The organism is Streptomyces canus, from assembly GCF_030815415.1.
GTDB classification, from domain to species: Bacteria; Actinomycetota; Actinomycetes; order Streptomycetales; family Streptomycetaceae; genus Streptomyces; species Streptomyces canus_F.
In genome coordinates this window covers 5,095,667-5,117,036 of record NZ_JAUSWW010000001.1, presented here as the reverse complement: position 1 = coordinate 5,117,036, position 21,370 = coordinate 5,095,667, and the positions used below count along the sequence as shown (strand labels likewise).

The window sequence follows — 21,370 nt, the reverse complement described above, 5'->3', positions numbered from 1 at the left end:
GTTCGGTTCGTCGATTCCATGGTGTGCCGGGCGCCGTAAGGTGTCAACCGCTGTGGATAACCTGCCGACGGGCTGTGCGGGCGGGAAGGCCTGAGTACCGTTCCCGTGCGAGCGCCGTGGAGGGGTGCGCGAGGGCGGCGGCGGGCCCTGCGGCCTCGTGGCCGGAAGACGGAGCGGACATCGGGAGACGGGGCGGAATGGACGCGTACGACACAGGCTCGGGCGCCCGGAGCGGGCCTGCCGACGAGCCGGGGGTGCCGGAGGGGGGCGCCGGGCCGCCGGCCGCCGTGCCCGCGGCCGCCGTGCCCGCGGCCGACGATCCCGCGGGCGCGGCGCCCCCGGCGTCGCCGTACGACCTGCCTCCCCCGCTCGGCACCGGACCCCGCACCGGTGTGGCCGCCCTCTCGCTCCGCTACCAGATCGGTGCCGCGCTGGCGCTCGCGATCGTGGCGGTCACCGTCTGCGTCCATCTGGGGATGACGTTCCTGCACGTCGCGCCTTCCAACGCGGTCACCAAACACCACGGCAAGGCGATCGACGACTGGATCTACCCGGAGTTCGAGCAGAACTGGAAGCTCTTCGCGCCGAACCCGCTGCAGCAGAACATCGCGGTCCAGGTGCGGGCCCAGGTCCTCGCCGCGGACGGCACCGTGCGGACCACCGGCTGGTACGACCTGTCCGCCGAGGACGGCCGGGCCATCGACGGCAATCTGCTGCCCAGCCACACCCAGCAGAACGAGCTGCGCCGCGCGTGGGACTTCTTCACCGCCACCCACGGCACCGACAACCGCCCGGTCGGGCTGCGCGGCGCCCTGTCCGAGACGTATCTGCGCCGCATCGTGGTGATGCGCCTGGACCGGGACGACGCGGCCGGGTCCGACGGCAGCGTCGAACGCGTACAGGTCCGCTCCCGTACCACCAGCGTGCGACCGCCGAAATGGAGTCAGGAGCAGGTCTCCGAGAAGCCCCTGTACCGCGAGCTGCCCTGGTGGTCGGTCACGCCGGCCGATCTGCCGGGAGGTGAGCGGTGAACCGCTTCGCCCTGTCGCTCTCCACGGCCATCGCCCGCATCACCGAGTCGGCACTCGGCCCGTACCAGAGCGCCGTGGTCCGCATCGGCTTCAGCGCGACCTGGCTGCTCTTCCTGCTGCGCGAGCTGCCCCACCGCCAGGAGCTGTACGGCCCCGACGGCCCGTGGAGCTGGGACCTCGCCGAGCAGCTGATCGCCGGCAACGGCGCCTTCACGGCGCTGATCTGGTCGGACGGCCGGATCTGGTTCGAGAGCGTCTACGGCCTCGCCGTGCTGTCGAGCTTCCTGTTGCTGCTGGGCTGGCGCACCCGCACCATGTCGGTGCTCTTCATGGTCGGCGTGCTGTCGCTGCAGAACCGCTCCATCTTCATGGGCGACGGCGGCGACAACGTCCTGCACCTGATGTGCGTCTACCTCGTCTTCACGCGGTGCGGCCAGGTCTGGTCGCTGGACGCGCGCAGGGCGCGGCGCGAGAACGAGGCACGCGCGCGTGGCGAGCGGGTCGTGGACCGGGTCGGCCCGGCCCTGTGGATCGTGCTCGGGTTGATGCTGATCGCCGTGACCGGGGCGGGACGGCTGCTGGAGGGCGATCCGGTCATCCCCGCCCTGCTGTGGGCGGTGTGGCTGGGTCTCGGCGTGTGGTGGACGGTCGGGCGACTGGCGCGGACGGACCAGCCGCGGATCCTGCTCGACGTCATCGGCAACATCGTGCACAACGGCGCCCTGCTCGTGATCATGGCCGAGGCCTGTCTGATCTACGCCACGGCCGGCTGGTACAAGATCCAGGGCACGCGCTGGCAGGACGGCACCGCCGTCTACTACCCCCTGCACCTGGACTACTTCTCGCCCTGGCCCGCCCTCGCCGACGCGCTGTCGTCCAGCGCCACGATGGTGCTGCTCGTGACGTACGGGACCGTCGTGGTCCAGGTGGCCTTCCCGTTCACCCTGTTCAACAGGCGGGTCAAGAACGTCCTGCTGGCGGCCATGATGACCGAGCACGCGGTGATCGCGGTCGTCCTCGGGCTGCCGTTCTTCTCGCTGGCGATGATCGCCGCCGACGCGGTGTTCCTGCCGACGCCGTTCCTGCGCCGGATGGGCGGCCGGGTGGCACGCGCGCGTGAACGGCTGACGGCGGGACGGGGCGGTCCCGCGCCGGTGCCGCAGACGCGCGCCCCGGAGGGCGCCGAGGAGACGCACGTAGGCTTCACGGCATGACCGACCCCGCCGGCCTCTGGCACCGGCTCGCCGACTCCTGCGTCCTGCTCGACGGCTTCCACGCCCTCAAGCACGCGGTGCGCTTCGGCGCCGAGGTCACGGTCGCGGTCACCACCGACCGGGAGGCCACGCTCGCCCTCGCGGACGAACTCGCCCCCGACGTGCGCCGGGCGCTGGACGCGCTGCTGACCGAGGTGCCGGAGCCGGTGTACGCCTCGCTGGTGCCGCGCCCGCATCCGACGGCGGTCGCAGCCCTGGCGGTACGACCGTCCCGCGCGGCCCACCTGGAGCGGCTGGCCCGGACGGAGCGCACCGCCCCGGTGGTGGTCCTCGACCAGCCGCGCAACCTCGGCAACGCCGGGGCCGTGATCCGGCTGGCGGCGGGCTTCGGTGCGACGGGTGTGGTCACCACCGGCACGCTCGACCCCTGGCATCCGACGGTGGTGCGCGCGGGCGCCGGGCTGCACTTCGCGACGGCGGTGGAACGGGTGACGGTCGGGGAACTGCCTGCGGGCCCGCTGTTCGCCCTGGACCCGGAGGGCGACGACATCCGGGGCACGAAGCTCCCGGACGACGCCGTCCTCGCGTTCGGCTCGGAGCGCAGCGGCCTGTCGGCCGACCTGCGCGCGCGTGCCGACCATTTGCTGTCCCTGCCGATGCGCCCGCAGGTCTCCAGCTACAACCTCGCGACCAGTGTGGCGATGACGCTGTACCACTGGAGCCTGGACGGCGGGGTCTAGGACTTGTCCGGGAGTCCTAGACCTCCCGGCGGACCTCGACGACCCGGAACCGGTTGGCCACGAACGCCCCGTCACACAGCGCGGCGTTCGCGGCCGGGTTGCCGCCCGAGCCGTGGAAGTCGGAGAACGCGGCTGTCTGGTTGACGTACACCCCGCCCGTGAGGTTCAGCGACAGCTGGGCCGCCTCCTCCAGGCAGACCTCCTGCACGGACCGCTCGACCTCCTCGTCGGTGGTGTACGCGCCGACCGTCATCGCGCCCTTCTCCCGGATCGTGCGCCGCAGCAGCTCCACGGCGTCAGCCGACGAGTCGACCGCGACGGCGAAGGAGACGGGCCCGAAGCACTCGCTCATGTAGGCGGCCTCGTCGTCGGGCTTGGCGCCGTCCAGCTTGACGATGACGGGGGTGCGCACGACCGCGTCCGGGAACTCCGGGTTGCTGATCTCCCGTGAGGCGAGGGCGACTTCGCCGAGCCCGGTCGCGGCCTCCAGGCGGGCCTTGACGTCCGGGTTCACGATCGCGCCGAGCAGCGCGTTCGCCCGCGCGTCGTCGCCCAGCAGGCCGTCCACGGCGCGGGCGAGGCCGGCGACCACCTCGTCGAAGGTGCGGGGGCCCTCGTCGGTGCGGATGCCGTCGCGGGGGATCAGGAAGTTCTGCGGAGTGGTGCACATCTGGCCGCTGTAGAGCGACAGCGAGAAGGCCAGGTTGGAGAGCATGCCCTTGTAGTCGCTCGTGGAGTCGACCAGCACCGTGTTGACGCCGGCCTTCTCCGTGTAGACCTGCGCCTGGCGGGCGTTGGCCTCCAGCCAGTCGCCGAACTCGGTGGAACCGGTGTAGTCGATGATGCGGATCTCCGGGCGGCCCGCCAGGGTCTTGGCGATGCCCTCGCCGGGGCGCTCGGCGGCCAGCGCCACCAGGTTCGGGTCGAAGCCCGCCTCGTCTAGGACCTCACGCGCGACCTGGACCGTGAGCGCGAGCGGCAGCACCGCGCGCGGGTGGGGCTTGACCAGGACCGCGTTGCCGGTGGCGAGGGAGGCGAACAGGCCCGGGTAGCCGTTCCAGGTCGGGAAGGTGTTGCAGCCGATGACCAGGCCGATGCCGCGCGGGACCGGCGTGAACTGCTTGGTGAGCGCCAGCGGGTCGCGCTTGCCCTGCGGCTTGCTCCACTCCGCGGTGTCGGGCGTGCGGACCTGCTCCACGTACGCGTACGCCACCGCCTCCAGACCGCGGTCCTGCGCGTGCGGGCCGCCCGCCTGGAACGCCATCATGAAGGCCTGGCCGGAGGTGTGCATGACCGCGTGCGCGAACTCGTGCGTCCGGTCGCTGATCCGCTTGAGGATCTCCACACAGACCACCGCGCGGATCTCCGCGCCCGCCTCGCGCCACGCGCGCTGCCCCGCGCGCATGGCGGGCAGCAGGGTGTCGATGTCCGCGTGGGGGTAGGTCACCCCCAGCTCGATGCCGTACGGCGAGACCTCGCCGCCCACCCAGTCGTCCGTGCCGGGCTGGCCGAGGTCGACGCGGGTGCCCAGCAGCGCGTCGAAGGCGGCCTTGCCCGCGGCCGCGTCCAGGCTGCCGTTCTCCCCGTAGGCCTTGGGGTGTTCGGGGTGCGGCGACCAGTACGCGCGCGTGCGGATCGCTTCGAGCGCCTGGTCGAGGGTGGGCCGATGCTTGGCGATCAGCTCGTGGGCGGTCAGTTCGGCGGCCATGCGGGACCAACTCCTCGTCTTGTGAACTCTTCGTCGAGCTCATGACCTGGGCAGAACCTGGGCAGATACAGCCAGACAGAGTTAGAGTAACCGAACGATCGGTCGGGACAAGGGGGTCCGCCGCAACTGTGGAAAACCCCGTGCGGGAGGATCGCGCACATGACAGCACTCGACCTCAGCAGCCCCGTGGCCGTCGTCGGCACCGGCACCATGGGCCAGGGCATCGCCCAGGTCGCGTTGGTCGCCGGCCATCCCGTACGGCTCTACGACGCCGCCCCAGGGCGCGCCCAGGAAGCCGCTGACGCGATCGGCGCGCGGCTCGACCGGCTCGTCGAGAAGGAGCGCCTCTCCGGCGCCGACCGGGACGCGGCACGCGCGCGTCTCACGGCCGCCGACAGCCTCGCCGACCTCGCGGACTGCGCCCTGGTCGTCGAGGCGGCCCTGGAGCGGCTGGACGTCAAGCAGCAGCTCTTCCGGGAGCTGGAGGACGTCGTCGGCGAGGACTGTCTGCTCGCCACCAACACCTCGTCCCTGTCGATCACGGCCATCGGCGGCGCCCTGCGCAACCCGGGCCGTTTCGTGGGCCTGCACTTCTTCAACCCCGCACCGCTGCTACCGCTCGTCGAGGTCGTCTCCGGCTTCGCCACCGACGTCACCTCGGCCACGCGCGCGTACGAGACCGCACGGGTCTGGGGCAAGACACCGGTCGCCTGCGCCGACACCCCCGGTTTCATCGTCAACCGCATCGCCCGGCCCTACTACGCCGAGGCGTTCGCGGTGTACGAGGCCCAGGGCGCCGACCCCGCCACCATCGACGCGGTGCTGCGTGAGTCGGGCGGCTTCAAGATGGGCGCGTTCGAGCTCACCGACCTGATCGGGCAGGACGTCAACGAGTCCGTCACGCACTCGGTCTGGACGTCCTTCTTCCAGGACGTCCGCTTCACGCCCTCGCTCGCGCAGCGGCGGCTGGTGGAGTCGGGCAGGCTCGGCCGCAAGAGCGGACACGGCTGGTACGTGTACGGACCCGAGGCCGAGCCCGCCGAGCCGCACACCGCGGAACCGGCGCAGGCGCCCGCGTACGTCGTCGCCGAGGGCGACCTGGGCCCCGCGTCCGAGCTGCTCGCGCTGATCCGCGAGGCGGGCATCCCCGTGCGCGAGGACGACGAGGACCACGGCACCCGGCTGGTGCTGCCGAGCGGGGGCCAGCTGGCGCTCGCCGACGGGCAGACCTCGGTGGAGTTCCGGGACGTCGTGTACTTCGACCTCGCGCTGGACTACCGCCGGGCCACCCGTATCGCCCTGTCCGCCTCCCAGGACACCGCGCAGCAGACCCTCGCCGAGGCGATCGGCCTCTTCCAGGCGCTCGGCAAGGACGTCAGCGTCATCGGTGACGTCCCCGGCATGATCGTCGCCCGCACGGTCGCCCGGATCGTCGACCTGGCGCACGACGCCGTCGCCAAGGGCGTGGCCACCGAGGAGGACATCGACACCGCGATGCGCCTCGGCGTCAACTACCCGCTGGGCCCCTTCGAATGGAGCCGCAGGCTCGGCCGCAACTGGGCCTACGCCCTCCTCGACGACCTGCACCTGCGTGATCCGAGCGGCCGCTACGCACCGTCCCTCGCGCTGTACCGCCACGCGTACGCCACCGACAAGAGGGAGGGCAGCACCTCATGACCACCGCCAAGCGCGACACGTACACCCCCGAGACGCTGCTGTCCGTCGCCGTCCAGGTCTTCATCGAGCGCGGCTACGACGGCACCTCCATGGAGCATCTCTCCAAGGCGGCCGGCATCTCCAAGTCCTCGATCTACCACCACGTCGCGGGCAAGGAGGAGCTGCTGCGCAGGGCCGTCAGCCGCGCGCTCGACGGGCTCTTCGGGATCCTCGGCGAGGAGCCCGCGCGCGTGGGGCGGGCGGTCGAGCGCCTGGAGTACGTCGTGCGGCGCATGGTCGAGGTGCTGATCACCGAGCTGCCGTACGTGACGCTGCTGCTGCGCGTGCGCGGCAACACCGACACCGAGCGCTGGGCCCTGGAGCGGCGCCGCGACTTCGACCACCGGGTCGCCGAGCTGCTGAGGGCCGCGGCCGCCGACGGCGATGTGCGCGGCGATGTCGAGGTGCGGCTCGCGACGCGGCTGGTCTTCGGAATGATCAACTCGATGGTGGAGTGGTACCGGCCGGACGGGCGGGGCGTGAGCGAACGCGAAGCGGCCGACGCCGTCGTGCAGTTGGTGTTCTCGGGGCTGCGCAAGCAGCACTGAGCCGCACGCACGGGGCCGCCCGCACAAGGGCCGCGAAAAAGGTCCGCCCTGCCCGGCCCGGCGCGGCCCCGTTCAGCCCTGCGGCTCCAGGTCCTCCTCCTCGAAGACCAGCAGGGTGCGGGTGCTGAGGACCTCCGGGATGGCCTGGAGGCGGGTGAGGACCAGTTCGCGCAGGGCCCTGTTGTCCGGGGTGTGGACCAGGAGCAGGACGTCGAAGTCGCCGCCGACCAGGGCGATGTGGGAGGCGCCGGGCAGCTGGATGAGCTGGGCGCGGACCGTGCGCCAGGTGTTCTGGACGATCTTCAGGGTGATGTACGCCGATGTGCCCTGACCGGCGCGTTCGTGGTCGACGCGGGCGCCGAAACCGCGGATCACGCCGTCCTCGACGAGTCGGTTGATACGCGCGTAGGCATTGGCGCGCGAGACGTGCACGCGTTCGGCCACCGACCTTATCGACGCGCGGCCGTCCGCCTGGAGCATCTTCAGGATGTCCTCGTCGATGGCGTCCAGGGGACGAGGGGGCGGCAGCGGGCGACCGCCGTCCGGGCTCTCGGCCATTTGTTCAGGTGCCATGTCCCCCCGCCTCCCTACCATGGACGTACTGCGTTCATTGCAGGCTGTGGAGAACCGTTTGTCCACAGCCTGAGGGTGCCTGTAGCCAAAATGTGCCGACGACCGAACAATCGGTAGGTGAGGCGCATCACAAGCCGTGACGCGTCTGAAGCCGCTCCCACGAGGAGGTGCCGTCATGACGGTCATGGAGCAGCGGGGCGCGTACCGGCCATCGCCGCCGCCCGCCTGGCAGCCCCGTACCGACCCCGCGCCGCTGCTGCCCGACGCGGAGCCGTACCGCGTCCTCGGCACGGAGACGGCGGCGAAGGCCGACCCGGGCCTGCTGCGCCGCCTGTACGCCGAACTGGTGCGCGGCCGTCGGTACAACACGCAGGCCACCGCCCTCACCAAGCAGGGCCGCCTCGCCGTCTACCCCTCCAGCACCGGCCAGGAGGCCTGCGAGGTCGCCGCCGCGCTGGTTCTCGAGGACCGTGACTGGCTCTTCCCCAGCTACCGCGACACCCTCGCCGCCGTCGCCCGCGGCCTGGACCCCGTCCAGGCGCTGACCCTGCTGCGCGGCGACTGGCACACCGGCTACGACCCGCGCGAACACCGGGTCGCCCCCCTGTGCACCCCCCTCGCCACCCAGCTCCCGCACGCCGTCGGCCTCGCCCACGCGGCCCGCCTCAAGGGCGACGACGTGGTCGCGCTCGCCATGGTCGGCGACGGCGGCTCCAGCGAGGGCGACTTCCACGAGGCGCTGAACTTCGCCGCCGTCTGGCAGGCGCCGGTCGTCTTCCTGGTCCAGAACAACGGCTTCGCGATCTCCGTCCCGCTCGCCAAGCAGACCGCGGCTCCGTCGCTGGCCCACAAGGCCGTCGGCTACGGCATGCCCGGCCGGCTGGTCGACGGCAACGACGCGGCCGCCGTGCACGAGGTCCTCGCCGCCGCCGTACGCCGCGCGCGCGAGGGCGGCGGCCCCACCCTCGTCGAGGCGATCACCTACCGCGTGGAGGCCCACACCAACGCCGACGACGCGACCCGCTACCGCGGCGACGCGGAGGTCGAGACCTGGCGGCAGCACGACCCGATCGCACTCCTGGAGCACGAGCTGACCACGCGCGGGCTCCTCGACGACGACGCGATCCAGGCCGCGCGGGACGCCGCCGAGACCATGGCCGCCGACCTGCGCGAACGCATGAACCAGGACCCGGCGCTCGACCCGATGGACCTGTTCGCCCACGTCTACGCCGAGCCGACCCCGCAGCTGCGCGAGCAGCAGGCGCGGTTGCAGGCGGAGCTGGCGGCGGAACAGGAAGGGGCGCACTGATGACGACCGTCGCCCTCAAACCGGCCACCATGGCGCAGGCCCTCACGCGCGCGATGCGCGACGCGATGGCCGCCGACCCGAGCGTGCACGTCATGGGTGAGGACGTCGGCACCCTCGGCGGTGTCTTCCGGGTCACCGACGGCCTCGCCAAGGAGTTCGGCGAGGACCGCTGCACCGACACCCCACTGGCCGAGGCCGGCATCCTCGGCACGGCCGTCGGCATGGCGATGTACGGCCTGCGGCCGGTCGTGGAGATGCAGTTCGACGCGTTCGCCTACCCCGCCTTCGAGCAGCTGATCTCGCACGTGGCGCGCATGCGCAACCGCACCCGAGGCGCGATGCCGCTGCCCATCACCGTCCGGGTGCCCTACGGCGGCGGCATCGGCGGCGTCGAGCACCACAGCGACTCCTCCGAGGCGTACTACATGGCGACTCCGGGGCTCCATGTCGTCACGCCCGCCACCGTCGCCGACGCGTACGGGCTGCTGCGCGCCGCCATCGCCTCCGACGACCCGGTCGTCTTCCTGGAACCCAAGCGTCTGTACTGGTCGAAGGACTCGTGGAATCCGGACCGTCCGACCGATGTCGAGCCGATCGGCCGCGCGACGGTGCGGCGCTCGGGGCGGAGCGCCACGCTCATCACGTACGGGCCGTCCGTACCGGTGTGCCTCGAAGCCGCCGAGGCGGCACAGGCCGAGGGCTGGGACCTCGAGGTCGTCGATCTGCGCTCGCTGGTGCCGTTCGACGACGAGACCGTCTGCGCGTCGGTCCGGCGGACCGGGCGCGCGGTCGTCGTGCACGAGTCGGGCGGCTACGGCGGACCGGGCGGCGAGATCGCGGCCCGCGTCACGGAGCGCTGTTTCCACCACCTGGAGGCGCCGGTGCTGCGCGTGGCCGGGTTCGACATCCCTTACCCGCCGCCGATGCTGGAGCGCCACCATCTGCCCGGCGTGGACCGGATCCTGGACGCCGTGGGGCGTCTGCAGTGGGAGGCCGAGGGCTGATGGCACAGGTCTTGGAGTTCAAGCTGCCCGACCTCGGGGAGGGGCTCACCGAGGCGGAGATCGTGCGCTGGCTGGTGGAGGTCGGCGATGTGGTCGCCGTGGACCAGCCGGTCGTCGAGGTCGAGACGGCCAAGGCGATGGTCGAGGTGCCGTGTCCGTACGGCGGTGTCGTCACGGCCCGGTTCGGCGAGGAGGGCACGGAGCTTCCCGTGGGGTCGCCCCTGATCACGGTGGCGGTCGGGGCACCCGTCACCGACGGTTCCACCGACGGCTCCGCCGCGAAGAGCGAGGGCTCCGGGAACGTGCTGGTGGGGTACGGCACGTCCGAGGCGCCCGCGCGGCGGCGCAGGGTGCGGCCGGGGCAGGGGGCGCCCGTGGCGTCCCCGGCGGCGAACGGACAGGCCGCGGTGCGCGAGGTGGTGGAGGGCCCGGTGCCCGTGATCTCGCCGCTGGTGCGCAGGCTCGCCCGGGAGAACGGCCTGGATCTGCGGGAGTTGACCGGTTCCGGACCCGACGGGCTGATCCTGCGGGCGGACGTGGAGAACGCCCTGCGGTCCGCCGCCGCACAGGACAAGGTCGCCGAACCGGCGCCGACAGCACCACCGCAGACGTCGGCTCCCGTCCTCGGAGGCATCCGCGTCCCGCTCAAGGGCATCCGCGGTGCCGTGGCCGACAAGCTCTCCCGCAGCCGGCGTGAGATCCCCGACGCCACCTGCTGGGTGGACGCCGACGCGACGGAGCTGATGCGTGCGCGTACGGCCATGAACGCGGCGGGCGGACCGAAGATCTCCCTGCTCGCACTCCTCGCCCGGATCTGCACGGCCGCCCTCGCCCGGTTCCCCGAGCTCAACTCCACCGTCGACATGGCGGCCAGGGAGGTCGTCCAGTTCGATCATGTGCACATCGGGTTCGCGGCGCAGACCGAGCGCGGGCTCGTGGTGCCCGTCGTACGGGACGCGCACGCGCGGGACGCCGAGTCGCTGACCGCGGAGTTCGTCCGGCTGACCGAGGCGGCCCGGACCGGAGGCCTCACGCCGGGGGAACTCACCGGCGGGACCTTCACGTTGAACAACTACGGGGTCTTCGGCGTCGACGGCTCCACACCGATCATCAACCACCCCGAGGCCGCCATGCTCGGCGTCGGCCGGATCATCCCCAAGCCGTGGGTGCACGAGGGCGAGCTGGCGGTGCGGCAGGTCGTCCAGCTGTCGCTCACCTTCGACCACCGCGTCTGCGACGGCGGCACGGCGGGCGGCTTCCTGCGGTACGTGGCGGACTGCGTGGAACAGCCGGCGGTGCTGTTGCGCACCCTCTGATCCCACGGACCACACATGCACTGATTGCACGGCCTCCCCTGCGTTCCCTGTGATCGCCACGGCACGCATACTCGGGGGGTGACCGCTTACGACGTCGTCGTGCTCGCCGGGGGTGCCGCCCGGCGGCTCGGCGGTGCCGACAAACCCGGGGTACGGGTGGGCGGCCGGGCGCTGCTCGACCGGGTCCTGGCGGCCTGCGCCGACGCGCGCACCACCGTCGTCGTCGCCGATCCCCGGCCCACCGCACGGCCCGTGACCTGGGCCCGCGAGGACCCGCCCGGCGGAGGCCCGCTCGCCGCACTCGGCGCCGGACTGAGCCACACCACCGCGCCGGACGTCGTCGTCCTCTCCGCCGACCTGCCGTTCCTCGCCGCCGACACCGTCCGGCACCTGCTGACCACCCTGCGGACGGGGGACACCGAAGGCGCGCTGCTCACCGATGCCGACGGCCGTGACCAACCGCTCGTGGCCGCGTACCGCGCCGCCGCCCTCCGCCGCGAGCTGGTCGCGCTCGGCACGGAGCACGACGGCCTCACCGGCCTCCCCCTGCGTCGCCTCACCGCAGGCCTCCACCTCACTCGTGTCCCGGACCCCGTCGCGTCGTTCGACTGCGACACCTGGGACGACATCGCCGCCGCCAGGGCACGCATCAGGGAGCATGGGCACGTGTTGGATGAATGGATTTCCGCAGTCAAGGACGAGCTGGGCATCGAACTCGACGTCGACACCGGCGTCCTGCTCGACCTCGCCCGCGACGCCGCCCACAACGTGGCCAGGCCCGCGGCGCCGCTGACGACCTTCCTCGTCGGCTACGCGGCCGCACAGGCCGGGGGAGGCCCGCAGACGGTGGCCGAACTCGCCCGCAAGGCCGCCGACCTCGCGCTCGGCTGGTCCGAGGAGAGCGCCCCGGACGCCGGTCCCAAGCCCGACACCGACGCCGGATGACCGCCGGCACCGGCGCGGACGCCGAGGACGCCGAGGAACTGGACGTGGAGGAGGTGCTCGCCCTCGTGAACGGCGACAACGCCCGCACCCCCGCAGACCGGACGCCCCCGCCACAGCCCACGTCGCCCACCGGCCACAAGCCCGACACCCACCACCGCGCCACCTCCTGGCCCGAGGCCCGTGCCGTCGCCGCACGCGCCGCCCGTGCCGGCACCCGGGCCGCCCGCCGCGCCCCCGTCTCCGTACCCCTCGACACCGCCCTCGGCCTCACCCTGGCCGGCCCCCTCACCGCCCTCACCGACCTGCCCTCCTTCGACACCTCCGCGATGGACGGCTGGGCGGTCGCCGGACCCGGCCCCTGGGACGTACGGGACGAGGGTGTTCTGGCCGGACACGCGGAGCCGCAGCCGCTCACCGACGGGGAGGCCGTCCGGATCGCCACCGGCGCCCGCATCCCCCTGGACACCACCGCGGTCATCCGCAGCGAGCACGGCCGTACCGATGCCCAGGGCCGGCTGCACGCCACCCGCGACACCCGCCATGGCCAGGACATCCGCCCGCGGGGCCAGGAATGCCGCAGCGGAGACCAACTCCTGCCCGTCGGCACCCTCGTGACCCCGGCCGTTCTCGGGCTCGCCGCGGCCGCCGGGTACGACACCCTCACCGCGATCCCCCGCCCCCGCGCCGAAGTCCTCGTCCTCGGCGACGAGTTGCTCACCGAGGGGCTCCCGCACGACGGTCTCATCCGTGATGCGCTCGGCCCGATGCTGCCGCCGTGGCTGCGCGGACTCGGCGCCGAGGTCACCGCCGTACGCCGGCTCGGGGACGACGCCCAAGCCCTCTACAAGGCGATCACCACCTCCGACGCCGACCTGATCGTCACCACCGGCGGCACCGCCTCCGGCCCCGTCGACCACGTCCACCCCACACTGCGGCGGATCGGCGCCGAACTCCTCGTCGACGGCGTCAAGGTGCGCCCCGGCCACCCCATGCTGCTGGCCCGCACCAAGGAGCACCAGCACCTCGTCGGCCTGCCCGGCAACCCCCTCGCCGCCGTCTCCGGTCTGCTCACGCTCGCCGAACCGCTGCTGCGGACGCTCGCGGCACGCCCCGCCCCCGAGCCGTACACCCTGCCCGTGCGGGACGAAGCGCACGGGCACCCGTACGACACCCGGCTCATCCCCGTCGTCCTGCGCGGCGACAGCGCCGTCCCGCTGCACTACAACGGGCCGGCCATGCTGCGGGGCATCGCGGCGGCGGACGCGCTGGCCGTCGTACCGCCCGGTGGTGCCCGCCCCGGTCAGGAGCTGGAACTGCTCGACCTGCCCTGGGCGTCCGCCGGAATCGAGGTGTGTTTCACGTGAAACTTCCGGGCCATGACGCGATCGCCCGCCAGGCGGACGAACATCTCGTGACCTATCGGGTGAAACTCCCGAGGAAAGTGGTGGAGCACCCGTTCCGGCAGGTCGCCAGGCGGGTGATCATGGCCTTGCTGCTCCTGGTGGGCACGGCACTGATCGTGTACGCCGACCGCGGCGGCTACAGCGACAGCTCTGACGACTCCGTCGACCTCCTCGACGCCTTCTACTACGCGACCGTCTCCCTCTCCACCACCGGATACGGCGACATCACCCCGGTCAGTGACGCCGCCCGGCTCACCAACATCTTCCTCATCACGCCGATGCGTGTGCTGTTCCTGATCATCCTGGTCGGAACCACCCTCGAGGTCCTCACCGAACGCACCCGGGAGGAATGGCGCCTGAATCGCTGGAGGTCCACCTTGCGCGACCACACCGTCGTCGTCGGCTTCGGTACGAAGGGGCGCTCGGCGATCCAGACCGTCTGTGCGACGGGCCTGAAGAAAGAGCAGGTCGTCGTGGTCGACCCCAGCTCCAAGGTGATCGAGGCGGCCACGGCCGACGGCTACGCGGGGATCGTCGGCGACGCGACGCGCAGCGAGGTGCTGAAGCGGGCCGAGGTGCACAAGGCCCGGAAGATCATCATCGCGACCCAGCGCGACGACACGGCGGTGCTGGTGACGCTGACGGCCCGGCAGCTCAACAAGGGCGCCAAGATCGTGGCCGCTGTGCGCGAGGAGGAGAACGCGCCGCTGCTGAAGCAGTCCGGCGCCGACGCGGTCATCACCAGCGCCAGTGCCGCCGGCCGGCTGCTCGGGCTCTCCGTGCTGAGCCCGGCCGCCGGCATGGTGATGGAGGACCTCATCCAGCAGGGCACCGGGCTCGACATCATCGAACGGCCGGTCATAAAGGCCGAGGTGGGCAAGAAGCCGCGGGAGACGGAGGACCTGGTGGTGAGCGTCGTACGCGGACACCGGGTGCTCGGATACGACGATGCGGCCGTCGGGACGCTGGAGCTGACGGACCGGCTGATCACCATCGTGCGGGCGACGCCGGGCTCGCAGATCGCGCCCGACGTCCGCCCGCTTCGCCAGGACTGAGACTCGCTGAGACCTACTTTCTGTTGTAGAGCCGCATCGTGATGGGTCCGAAGACCGCCACGAACAGGGCCGCCCACCCCAGTGACCAGGCGATCTCGTCGGCGGGCCAGTCGCCCGCCATCAGTTCGCGGACGGCCGAGGAGAGATGGGTGATGGGGCTGTTGTTGACGAAGGCCTGCAACCAGCCCGGCATGGTCCTCGGGTCGACGAAGATGTTCGACAGGAAGGTCAGCGGGAACATCACCATCATGCTGACGCCCATCACCGACTTCTCGGTGCGCAGCAGCAGCCCGAACATCGTCCAGATCCACGAGAACGCGAACGAGAAGACGATCAGCAGCGCGACTCCGGCGAGCACGCCGCCGAGCCCGCCGTCCGGGCGGTAGCCGAGGATCAGGCCGACGGTGAGCATCACGACGGACGCGATCGTGTAGCGCAGGGCATCGCCGAGCAGATAGCCGACCATCGTCGACGGCCGCCAGATGGGCAGCGTCCGGAAGCGGTCGAAGACGCCCTTCTCGATGTCGGTGTTCACCGAGACACCCGTGTACATCGTGATCATCACGACCGACATCACCATGATGCCGGGCAGCAGGAACTGGATGTACTCCTTCGGGGAGCCCGCCAGGGCGCCCCCGAACAGGTACGTGTACATCAGCACCATCATGATCGGGAACGCGGTGACGTCGAAGAGCTGCTCGGGGACGTGCTTGATCTTGAGGATCGCCCGCCAGCCGAAGGTCAGCGAGGCCGACAGGGCGCTGGGCCGCGGCGGCCGTTCCCCGGAGACCAGCAGTGCGGCGAGGGACTCGGCGCTGACGGGGGCGAGGTCCTGGGTCTCGGTCTGTGTCACGGTGCTCATGCCGCGACCTCCTCGTCCTTGGAGGGCTTCGGGTCGTTCTGCGAGTCGTCGCGGGTGTCGTGTCCGGTGAGGGCGAGGAACACCTCGTCCAGGCTGGGCTGGCCCAGGGAGAAGTTGTCGACGGTGATGCCGGTGCGGGCCAGTTCGGCGAGGGCCCGGGATGCCTGCTCGGCCGCGCTGTCGCTGGTCGTGCCGCCGAGGCGGGCGGTCAGTGCCACGGGATCGGGCTCCAGCTGTACGTCCGTGTCCAGCGCCAGCCGCAGTACCTGTTCCGCCGCGGGCCGCTGAGCCGGGTCGCGCAGTCGCAGATGGACGGATCCGGCGCCCACGGACGCCTTCAGCTCGCCCTTCGTGCCCTCGGCGATCACCTTGCCGCGGTCGATGACGGCGATCCGGGACGCCAGCTGGTCGGCCTCGTCCAGGTACTGCGTGGTCAGCAGCACGGTGGTGCCCTGGGCGACCACCGCGCGCACGATGTCCCACACCTGGTTGCGGCTGCGCGGGTCGAGGCCGGTCGTCGGCTCGTCGAGGAACAGCAGGTCGGGAGTGTTGAGGATGGACGCGGCGATGTCGATGCGCCGCCGCATGCCGCCCGAGTAGTGCTTGACCTGCTTCGCGGCCGCGTCCGTCAGCCCGAAGGCCTCCAGGAGCTGCCCGGCGCGCACCCGCGCGGCCTTCTTGTGGTGGCCGAGGAGACGGGCGAGCAGGATCAGGTTCTCGGCGCCGGTGAGGTCCTCGTCGACAGAGGCGTACTGACCGGTGAGGCTCACCCGGCCGCGCACCTCGTCGGCCTCGCGGACGATGTCGTGGCCGAAGACGTGGGCCTGGCCGCCGTCGGGGCGCAGGAGGGTGGCGAGCATCTTCACGGTGGTCGTCTTGCCGGCGCCGTTCGGGCCGAGGACGCCGTAGACCGTGCTGGCCGGGACGGAGAGGTCGACTCCGTCGACGGCCCGCGTCTCGCCGAACGTCTTCACCAGTCCCGCCGTCTCGATGGCCAGGCCGGAGGTGTGCTGGCTCATGGTGGGTTGTCCTTCCGCGTGCTAGCGCGTGCTTGGGCTACGCATGGGGAGACCTTTACCGTCGCGCAAACTCATCGGTCGCGCACAGGGATTTTCGAGTGGATCCGCCCAATGACCGGGGGCCGCTCCGTCCGACGACCGAGGGGACTGCGACCCGGGACGGAGGAGTAGCGTCGCCCTCATGCGTGCGATCACGATTCCCGAACCTGGTGGGCCCGAGGCGCTGGTGTGGGACGAGGCCCCCGATCCGGTGCCCGGCGAGGGCGAGGTGCTGGTCGAGGTGGTGGCCAGTGCCGTCAACCGGGCCGACATCCTGCAGCGCCAGGGCTTCTACGACCCGCCGCCCGGCGCCTCCCCCCACCCCGGCCTGGAGTGCTCGGGCCGTGTCGTCGAAACCGGACCCGGTGTCTCCGGCTGGGCGGTGGGCGACGAGGTGTGCGCGCTGCTGTCGGGCGGCGGGTACGCCGAGAAGGTCGTCGTGCCGGCCGGTCAGCTGCTGCCCGTGCCCAAGGGCGTCGACCTCCGGCAGGCCGCCGCGCTGCCCGAGGTGACCTGCACGGTCTGGTCGAACGTCTTCATGATCTCCCACCTGCGCCCGGGCGAGACGCTGCTCGTGCACGGCGGCTCCAGCGGCATCGGCACGATGGCGATCCAGCTGGCGAAGGCGGTCGGTGCGAAGGTCGCGGTCACGGCGGGCACGAGGGAGAAGCTGGACCACTGTGCCGGGCTCGGCGCGGACATCCTGGTCAACTACCGGGAGCAGGACTTCGTGGCCGAGGTGAAGCAGGCGACCGGCGGCGCGGGAGCCGACGTGATCCTCGACAACATGGGCGCGAAGTACCTCGACCGCAACGTCCAGACCCTCGCCGTCAACGGCCGCCTCGCGATCATCGGCATGCAGGGCGGCATCAAGGGCGAACTGAACATCGCGGCGCTCCTGGGCAAGCGCGCCGCCATCAGCGCGACGTCGCTGCGGGCCCGTCCGGCGGCCGAGAAGACGGCGATCGTGGCGGCGGTACGAGAACACGTCTGGCCGTTGCTGGACGGGGGCCATGTCCGTCCCGTGGTGGACCGCGAGATCCCGATGAGCGACGCGGCGGCGGCGCACCGGGTGGTGGAGGAGAGCGGGCACGTGGGGAAGGTGCTGCTGGTCGTGGAGTAGGGGTACGCCGGGCAGGGCGGCCCCTCGGGGCCCTCAGCCCCGTCGCACCCGCAGGCCGACGAACGCGAGCCCCAGACCGAGCCCGATCAGGACCAGACCGCTGCCGAGCGGCAGGATCCGCAGGACGGGCTCGGTGGGGCTCTCGGCACGGGTGACGCCCTGCCGCCCGGGCCGCTGCGGCGGCGGGGAGGCGTCCGGTACGGCTTCCCGCGACGGCTCCGCTACGACGGTGGCGTCCCCGTCGGCGGGCGGCTCGGCCTCGCTCTCGCTCCCGACGCCCGCACCCGCGTCCTCCTCGCCGGTCTCCGTAGCCTCCGCTGCCTCCCGCCGCCCCGGCCGCTCCCGCCCCTCACCCGCCCGGCTTCCGGCCCGCGACGGCTCGGCCGAGGGGGACGCGGTGGTTTCGGCGCGCGGGACGGACCGGGCGCCGTGCAGCACCGGTTCGGACCGTTCGGTTTCCACCTTCGGGACGTATCGCACCCCGCGCACCGCCTCGGCGCCGTACGACGTCCCCGCCCCGCACGGAATCGCGACCGCTCCCGCCCCCAGGGCGATCAACAGTCCGGTAGTGCGCACTGTGCGCAGCCATCGCGTCACGGGACCAGCGTCACACCGGGCCGGGCTCGCGGCATTCCGGGCGCCGCCGAAGTGCCGAAGAGGCCGCACAATCCGCACCGTAAACGGTGGATCACCTTCCATGGGGGGCACCTCAGTGGTGAGGTGTACCGGTGCGAGAGAATGGCGGCATGGAGATGCCGAGGAACGAACGGTCGCCCGAGCAGCCCCAGATCCTGGTCGTTGGCCAGGACGGAATGGCGCTCGGCGGCACCGGGGACGAGGACTCCCGCGAGATTCCGGTGACGGAGATGGTGGAACAGCCCGCCAAGGTCATGCGGATCGGCAGCATGATCAAGCAGCTTCTGGAGGAAGTGCGAGCGGCTCCCCTGGACGAGGCGAGCCGGGTCCGGCTCAAGGAGATCCACCGTAGCTCGGTGAAGGAGCTGGAGGACGGTCTGGCCCCTGAGCTGGTCGAGGAGCTGGAGCGGCTCTCCCTGCCCTTCACGGACGGGGCGACCCCGAGCGATGCCGAACTGCGGATCGCGCAGGCGCAGTTGGTCGGCTGGCTGGAGGGTCTTTTCCACGGGATCCAGACCACCCTGTTCGCCCAGCAGATGGCCGCGCGGGCGCAGTTGGAGCAGATGCGGCGGGCGCTGCCGCCCGGCGTCGGCCATGACGGCGAGGACGGTCCCGCGGCGGGCCGTTCGGGCGGGCCCTACCTGTAAACCACGTAAACGAAGGGGCCGGCGAAGAACGCCGGCCCCTTCACTCATGCCTCACGGCACTCGGGCCTCATGGCACTGATGCCTCACGCCCAGGTGATCAGCCGCTTCGGCTGCTCCAGGATCGCCGCCACGTCCGCCAGCACCTTGGAGCCCAGTTCGCCGTCGACCAGCCGGTGGTCGAAGGAGAGCGCCAGCGTCGTCACCTGACGCGGCTTCACCTTGCCCTTGTGGACCCACGGCTGGAGCTTGATCGCGCCGACCGCGAGGATCGCGGACTCGCCGGGGTTGAGGATCGGCGTACCGGTGTCGACGCCGAAGACGCCGACGTTGGTGATGGTGACGGTGCCGCCCTGCATGGCGGCGGGCGAGGTCTTCCCGTCCTTCGCCGTCACCACCAGCTCACTCAGCGCCTGAGCCAGCTGCGGCAGCGTCTTGGCGTGCGCATCCTTGATGTTCGGCACGATCAGACCGCGCGGGGTGGCCGCGGCGATGCCCAGGTTCACATAGTGCTTCTGCACGATCTCCTGGTTCGCCTCGTCCCAGGACGCGTTGACGTCCGGGTTCCGCTTGATGGCTACCAGCAGGGCCTTGGCGATCAGCAGCAGCGGGTTCACCCGCAGCCCCTGCATCCCGTACTTGTCGGACCGCTTGAGTTCCTCGACGAGCTTCATCGTGCGGGTCACGTCGACCGTCACGAACTCCGTGACGTGCGGCGCGGTGAACGCCGAGCCGACCATCGCCGCGGCCGTCGCCTTGCGGACGCCCTTGACCGGGATACGGGTCTCCCTGGCCGTGTCGTACGTCGGTACGGGCGCGGGCGCCTGGGCGGGGGCCGCGGTGGGCGCCGGCGTCTCGACTACCGCCGGCTCCGGGGCCGCCGCCGCGTGGACGTCCTCGCGGGTGATGATGCCGTCGGGGCCGGACGGGACGATCGTCGTCAGGTCGACGCCGAGGTCCTTGGCCAGCTTGCGCACCGGAGGCTTGGCCAGCGGGCGCTCCTTGAGCGCCGCCACCGGTGCCCCGTGGCCGTTCAGCTCGGCCTGGATCACGGCCGGGGTCTCCTGGACCGGTGCGGGCTCCTGGACCGGGACCTGGGGGCCCTTGCGGGGGCGCCGCTTGGTCGAGGACGCGGCGACGCCGTACCCGACGAGCACGGGCTGGCGGCCCTCGGGCTTCTTCTCGGGCTCGGGTTCGGCGGCGGGCGCCGGTGCCTCGGCGGGAGCCGCCCCGCCCGACACGTCCACCGCGATGATCGACATACCCACGGCGACCGTGGTGCCCTCGGGGAAGTGGAGCTCCCGGACGACACCGTCGTAGGGGATGGGCAGTTCGACGGCCGCCTTGGCGGTCTCGACCTCGCACACCACCTGGCCGTCGGTGACCTCGTCACCGAGCTTGACGTACCACTTGAGGATCTCGGCCTCGGTGAGCCCCTCGCCCACGTCCGGCATCTTGAACTCGCGTACGGACGCTTCCGTCATCGTCGTCACGACCCTCTCCTCAGTACGCCAGGGCACGGTCGACGGCGTCGAGTACCCGGTCCAGGCCCGGCAGGTACTCCTCTTCCAGGCGGGCCGGCGGGTAGGGGGCGTGGTAGCCGCCGACCCGGAGCACCGGGGCCTCCAGGTGGTAGAAGCAGCGCTCCGTGATCCGGGCCGCGATCTCCGCGCCCGAGCCGAAGAACACCGGTGCCTCGTGGACGACGATCAGACGGCGGGTCTTCTCGACCGAGGCCTGGATGGAGTCGAAGTCCAGCGGTGACACCGAGCGCAGGTCGAGGATCTCGAGGTTCCTGCCTTCCTCGGCGGCCGCGTCGGCGACCTCCCGGCAGAGCTTCACCATCGGGCCGTAAGCGACCAGGGTGAGGTCGGTGCCCTCACGGACCACCTGTGCCCTGTGCAGCGGGCCGGGGATGGCTTCGGTGTTGACCTCGCCCTTGTCCCAGTAGCGCCGCTTGGGCTCGAAGAAGATCACCGGGTCGTCGCTCTGGATGGCCTGCTGCATCATCCAGTACGCGTCGAACGAGTTGGAGGGGCTGACGACCTTGAGGCCGGCCACGTGCGCGAAGAGGGCCTCGGGGGACTCCGAGTGGTGCTCGACCGCGCCGATGCCACCGCCGTAGGGAATGCGCACGACGACGGGGAGCTTGACCTTGCCCAGCGAGCGGGCGTGCATCTTCGCGAGCTGCGTGACGATCTGGTCGTAGGCCGGGAAGACGAAGCCGTCGAACTGGATCTCCACCACCGGGCGGTAGCCGCGCAGCGCGAGGCCGATCGCGGTGCCGACGATGCCCGACTCGGCGAGCGGGGTGTCGATGACCCGCTCCTCGCCGAAGTCCTTCTGCAGTCCGTCCGTCACCCGGAACACACCGCCGAGCTTGCCGACGTCCTCGCCCATGATGAGGACCTTGGGGTCCGTCTCCAGGGCGCGGCGCAGCGATTCGTTGATCGCCTTGGCCAGGGCCAACTTTTCGGCTGCCATG

The 21,370-nt window shown here is 71.7% G+C and carries 20 protein-coding genes; 13 read left to right on the top strand and 7 right to left on the bottom strand.

All coding sequences use genetic code 11. From position 1 onward, the window contains the following. Window positions 1–197: 197 nt before the first annotated feature. The 3 genes from QF037_RS23640 to QF037_RS23630 are packed head-to-tail and all read left to right on the top strand — an operon-like array spanning window position 198 to window position 2,985. The gene (locus QF037_RS23640) at window positions 198–1,031 is read left to right on the top strand and encodes a DUF5819 family protein (protein ID WP_307028389.1); all 834 of its coding nucleotides are present in this window, start codon (window positions 198–200) and stop codon (window positions 1,029–1,031) included. Continuing rightward, complete coding sequence (locus QF037_RS23635) at window positions 1,028–2,245, top strand: HTTM domain-containing protein (protein ID WP_307028387.1); 1,218 nt, start codon at window positions 1,028–1,030, stop codon at window positions 2,243–2,245. Before QF037_RS23640 ends, QF037_RS23635 begins: the two co-directional genes overlap by 4 nt. Further along, window positions 2,242–2,985 (top strand): TrmH family RNA methyltransferase, encoded by a 744-nt coding sequence (locus QF037_RS23630; RefSeq protein WP_307028385.1) that lies wholly within the window; start codon window positions 2,242–2,244, stop codon window positions 2,983–2,985. Before QF037_RS23635 ends, QF037_RS23630 begins: the two co-directional genes overlap by 4 nt. A gap of 16 nt (window positions 2,986–3,001) precedes the next feature. Here QF037_RS23630 and paaN read toward each other — a convergent pair whose 3' ends face one another. After that, complete coding sequence (gene paaN / locus QF037_RS23625) at window positions 3,002–4,693, bottom strand: phenylacetic acid degradation protein PaaN (protein WP_307028383.1); 1,692 nt, start codon at window positions 4,691–4,693, stop codon at window positions 3,002–3,004. 159 nt (window positions 4,694–4,852) lie between these two features. On the opposite strand from paaN, the gene QF037_RS23620 reads away from it, so the two are divergent. Together QF037_RS23620 and QF037_RS23615 are read left to right on the top strand one after the other, a co-directional pair. Then, window positions 4,853–6,370: a 3-hydroxyacyl-CoA dehydrogenase gene (locus QF037_RS23620; protein WP_307028380.1), complete on the top strand. Its 1,518-nt coding sequence runs from the start codon at window positions 4,853–4,855 to the stop codon at window positions 6,368–6,370. Then, window positions 6,367–6,957 (top strand): TetR/AcrR family transcriptional regulator, encoded by a 591-nt coding sequence (locus QF037_RS23615; RefSeq protein WP_307028378.1) that lies wholly within the window; start codon window positions 6,367–6,369, stop codon window positions 6,955–6,957. The genes QF037_RS23620 and QF037_RS23615 overlap by 4 nt, the downstream gene beginning before the upstream one ends. 72 nt (window positions 6,958–7,029) lie before the next feature. Here the strand turns inward: QF037_RS23615 and QF037_RS23610 are convergent, their stop codons facing one another. After that, window positions 7,030–7,515: an Lrp/AsnC family transcriptional regulator gene (locus tag QF037_RS23610; protein WP_266829930.1), complete on the bottom strand. Its 486-nt coding sequence runs from the start codon at window positions 7,513–7,515 to the stop codon at window positions 7,030–7,032. A 190-nt stretch (window positions 7,516–7,705) separates the two neighbouring features. Here QF037_RS23610 and pdhA point away from each other — a divergent pair, with 190 nt between their 5' ends. From pdhA to QF037_RS23580, 6 genes are all read left to right on the top strand, one after another. Continuing rightward, window positions 7,706–8,839 carry a pyruvate dehydrogenase (acetyl-transferring) E1 component subunit alpha gene (gene pdhA / locus QF037_RS23605; RefSeq protein WP_307028376.1) on the top strand — a complete coding sequence of 378 codons (1,134 nt, stop codon included), beginning with the start codon at window positions 7,706–7,708 and terminating at the stop codon, window positions 8,837–8,839. Next, complete coding sequence (locus QF037_RS23600) at window positions 8,839–9,843, top strand: alpha-ketoacid dehydrogenase subunit beta (protein ID WP_307028374.1); 1,005 nt, start codon at window positions 8,839–8,841, stop codon at window positions 9,841–9,843. Before pdhA ends, QF037_RS23600 begins: the two co-directional genes overlap by 1 nt. Beyond that, a complete protein-coding gene (locus tag QF037_RS23595) occupies window positions 9,843–11,159 on the top strand; it encodes a dihydrolipoamide acetyltransferase family protein (protein ID WP_307028372.1) in 1,317 nt (438 codons plus the stop codon). Before QF037_RS23600 ends, QF037_RS23595 begins: the two co-directional genes overlap by 1 nt. Before the next feature lie 78 nt (window positions 11,160–11,237). After that, a complete protein-coding gene (locus QF037_RS23590) occupies window positions 11,238–12,104 on the top strand; it encodes an NTP transferase domain-containing protein (protein WP_307028370.1) in 867 nt (288 codons plus the stop codon). Beyond that, window positions 12,101–13,468, top strand: coding sequence for a molybdopterin molybdotransferase MoeA (locus QF037_RS23585; protein ID WP_307028369.1), 1,368 nt, complete (start codon window positions 12,101–12,103; stop codon window positions 13,466–13,468). Before QF037_RS23590 ends, QF037_RS23585 begins: the two co-directional genes overlap by 4 nt. Further along, window positions 13,465–14,562 (top strand): potassium channel family protein, encoded by a 1,098-nt coding sequence (locus QF037_RS23580; protein ID WP_307028368.1) that lies wholly within the window; start codon window positions 13,465–13,467, stop codon window positions 14,560–14,562. Before QF037_RS23585 ends, QF037_RS23580 begins: the two co-directional genes overlap by 4 nt. 13 nt (window positions 14,563–14,575) lie before the next feature. Here QF037_RS23580 and QF037_RS23575 read toward each other — a convergent pair whose 3' ends face one another. Then, the gene (locus QF037_RS23575; protein ID WP_307028366.1) at window positions 14,576–15,424 is read right to left on the bottom strand and encodes an ABC transporter permease; all 849 of its coding nucleotides are present in this window, start codon (window positions 15,422–15,424) and stop codon (window positions 14,576–14,578) included. Then, complete coding sequence (locus QF037_RS23570) at window positions 15,421–16,443, bottom strand: ATP-binding cassette domain-containing protein (RefSeq protein WP_307028364.1); 1,023 nt, start codon at window positions 16,441–16,443, stop codon at window positions 15,421–15,423. Before QF037_RS23570 ends, QF037_RS23575 begins: the two co-directional genes overlap by 4 nt. 181 nt (window positions 16,444–16,624) lie before the next feature. Here QF037_RS23570 and QF037_RS23565 point away from each other — a divergent pair, with 181 nt between their 5' ends. After that, complete coding sequence (locus tag QF037_RS23565) at window positions 16,625–17,605, top strand: NAD(P)H-quinone oxidoreductase (protein ID WP_307028362.1); 981 nt, start codon at window positions 16,625–16,627, stop codon at window positions 17,603–17,605. 33 nt (window positions 17,606–17,638) lie between these two features. Here the strand turns inward: QF037_RS23565 and QF037_RS23560 are convergent, their stop codons facing one another. Beyond that, entirely contained in the window at window positions 17,639–18,202 is a 564-nt protein-coding gene (locus QF037_RS23560; RefSeq protein WP_307028361.1) for a hypothetical protein, read from the bottom strand. Window positions 18,203–18,351: 149 nt separating this feature from the next. Here QF037_RS23560 and QF037_RS23555 point away from each other — a divergent pair, with 149 nt between their 5' ends. Beyond that, entirely contained in the window at window positions 18,352–18,888 is a 537-nt protein-coding gene (locus QF037_RS23555) for a bacterial proteasome activator family protein (RefSeq protein ID WP_307028359.1), read from the top strand. Between the two features lie 83 nt (window positions 18,889–18,971). Here QF037_RS23555 and QF037_RS23550 read toward each other — a convergent pair whose 3' ends face one another. After that, on the bottom strand, window positions 18,972–20,378 hold the full coding sequence (locus QF037_RS23550) for a dihydrolipoamide acetyltransferase family protein (RefSeq protein WP_307028357.1): 1,407 nt from the start codon (window positions 20,376–20,378) through the stop codon (window positions 18,972–18,974). 10 nt (window positions 20,379–20,388) lie between these two features. Beyond that, window positions 20,389–21,369, bottom strand: a complete 981-nt coding sequence (locus QF037_RS23545) for an alpha-ketoacid dehydrogenase subunit beta (RefSeq protein ID WP_307028355.1) — start codon at window positions 21,367–21,369, stop codon at window positions 20,389–20,391. Window position 21,370 lies beyond the last annotated feature (1 nt).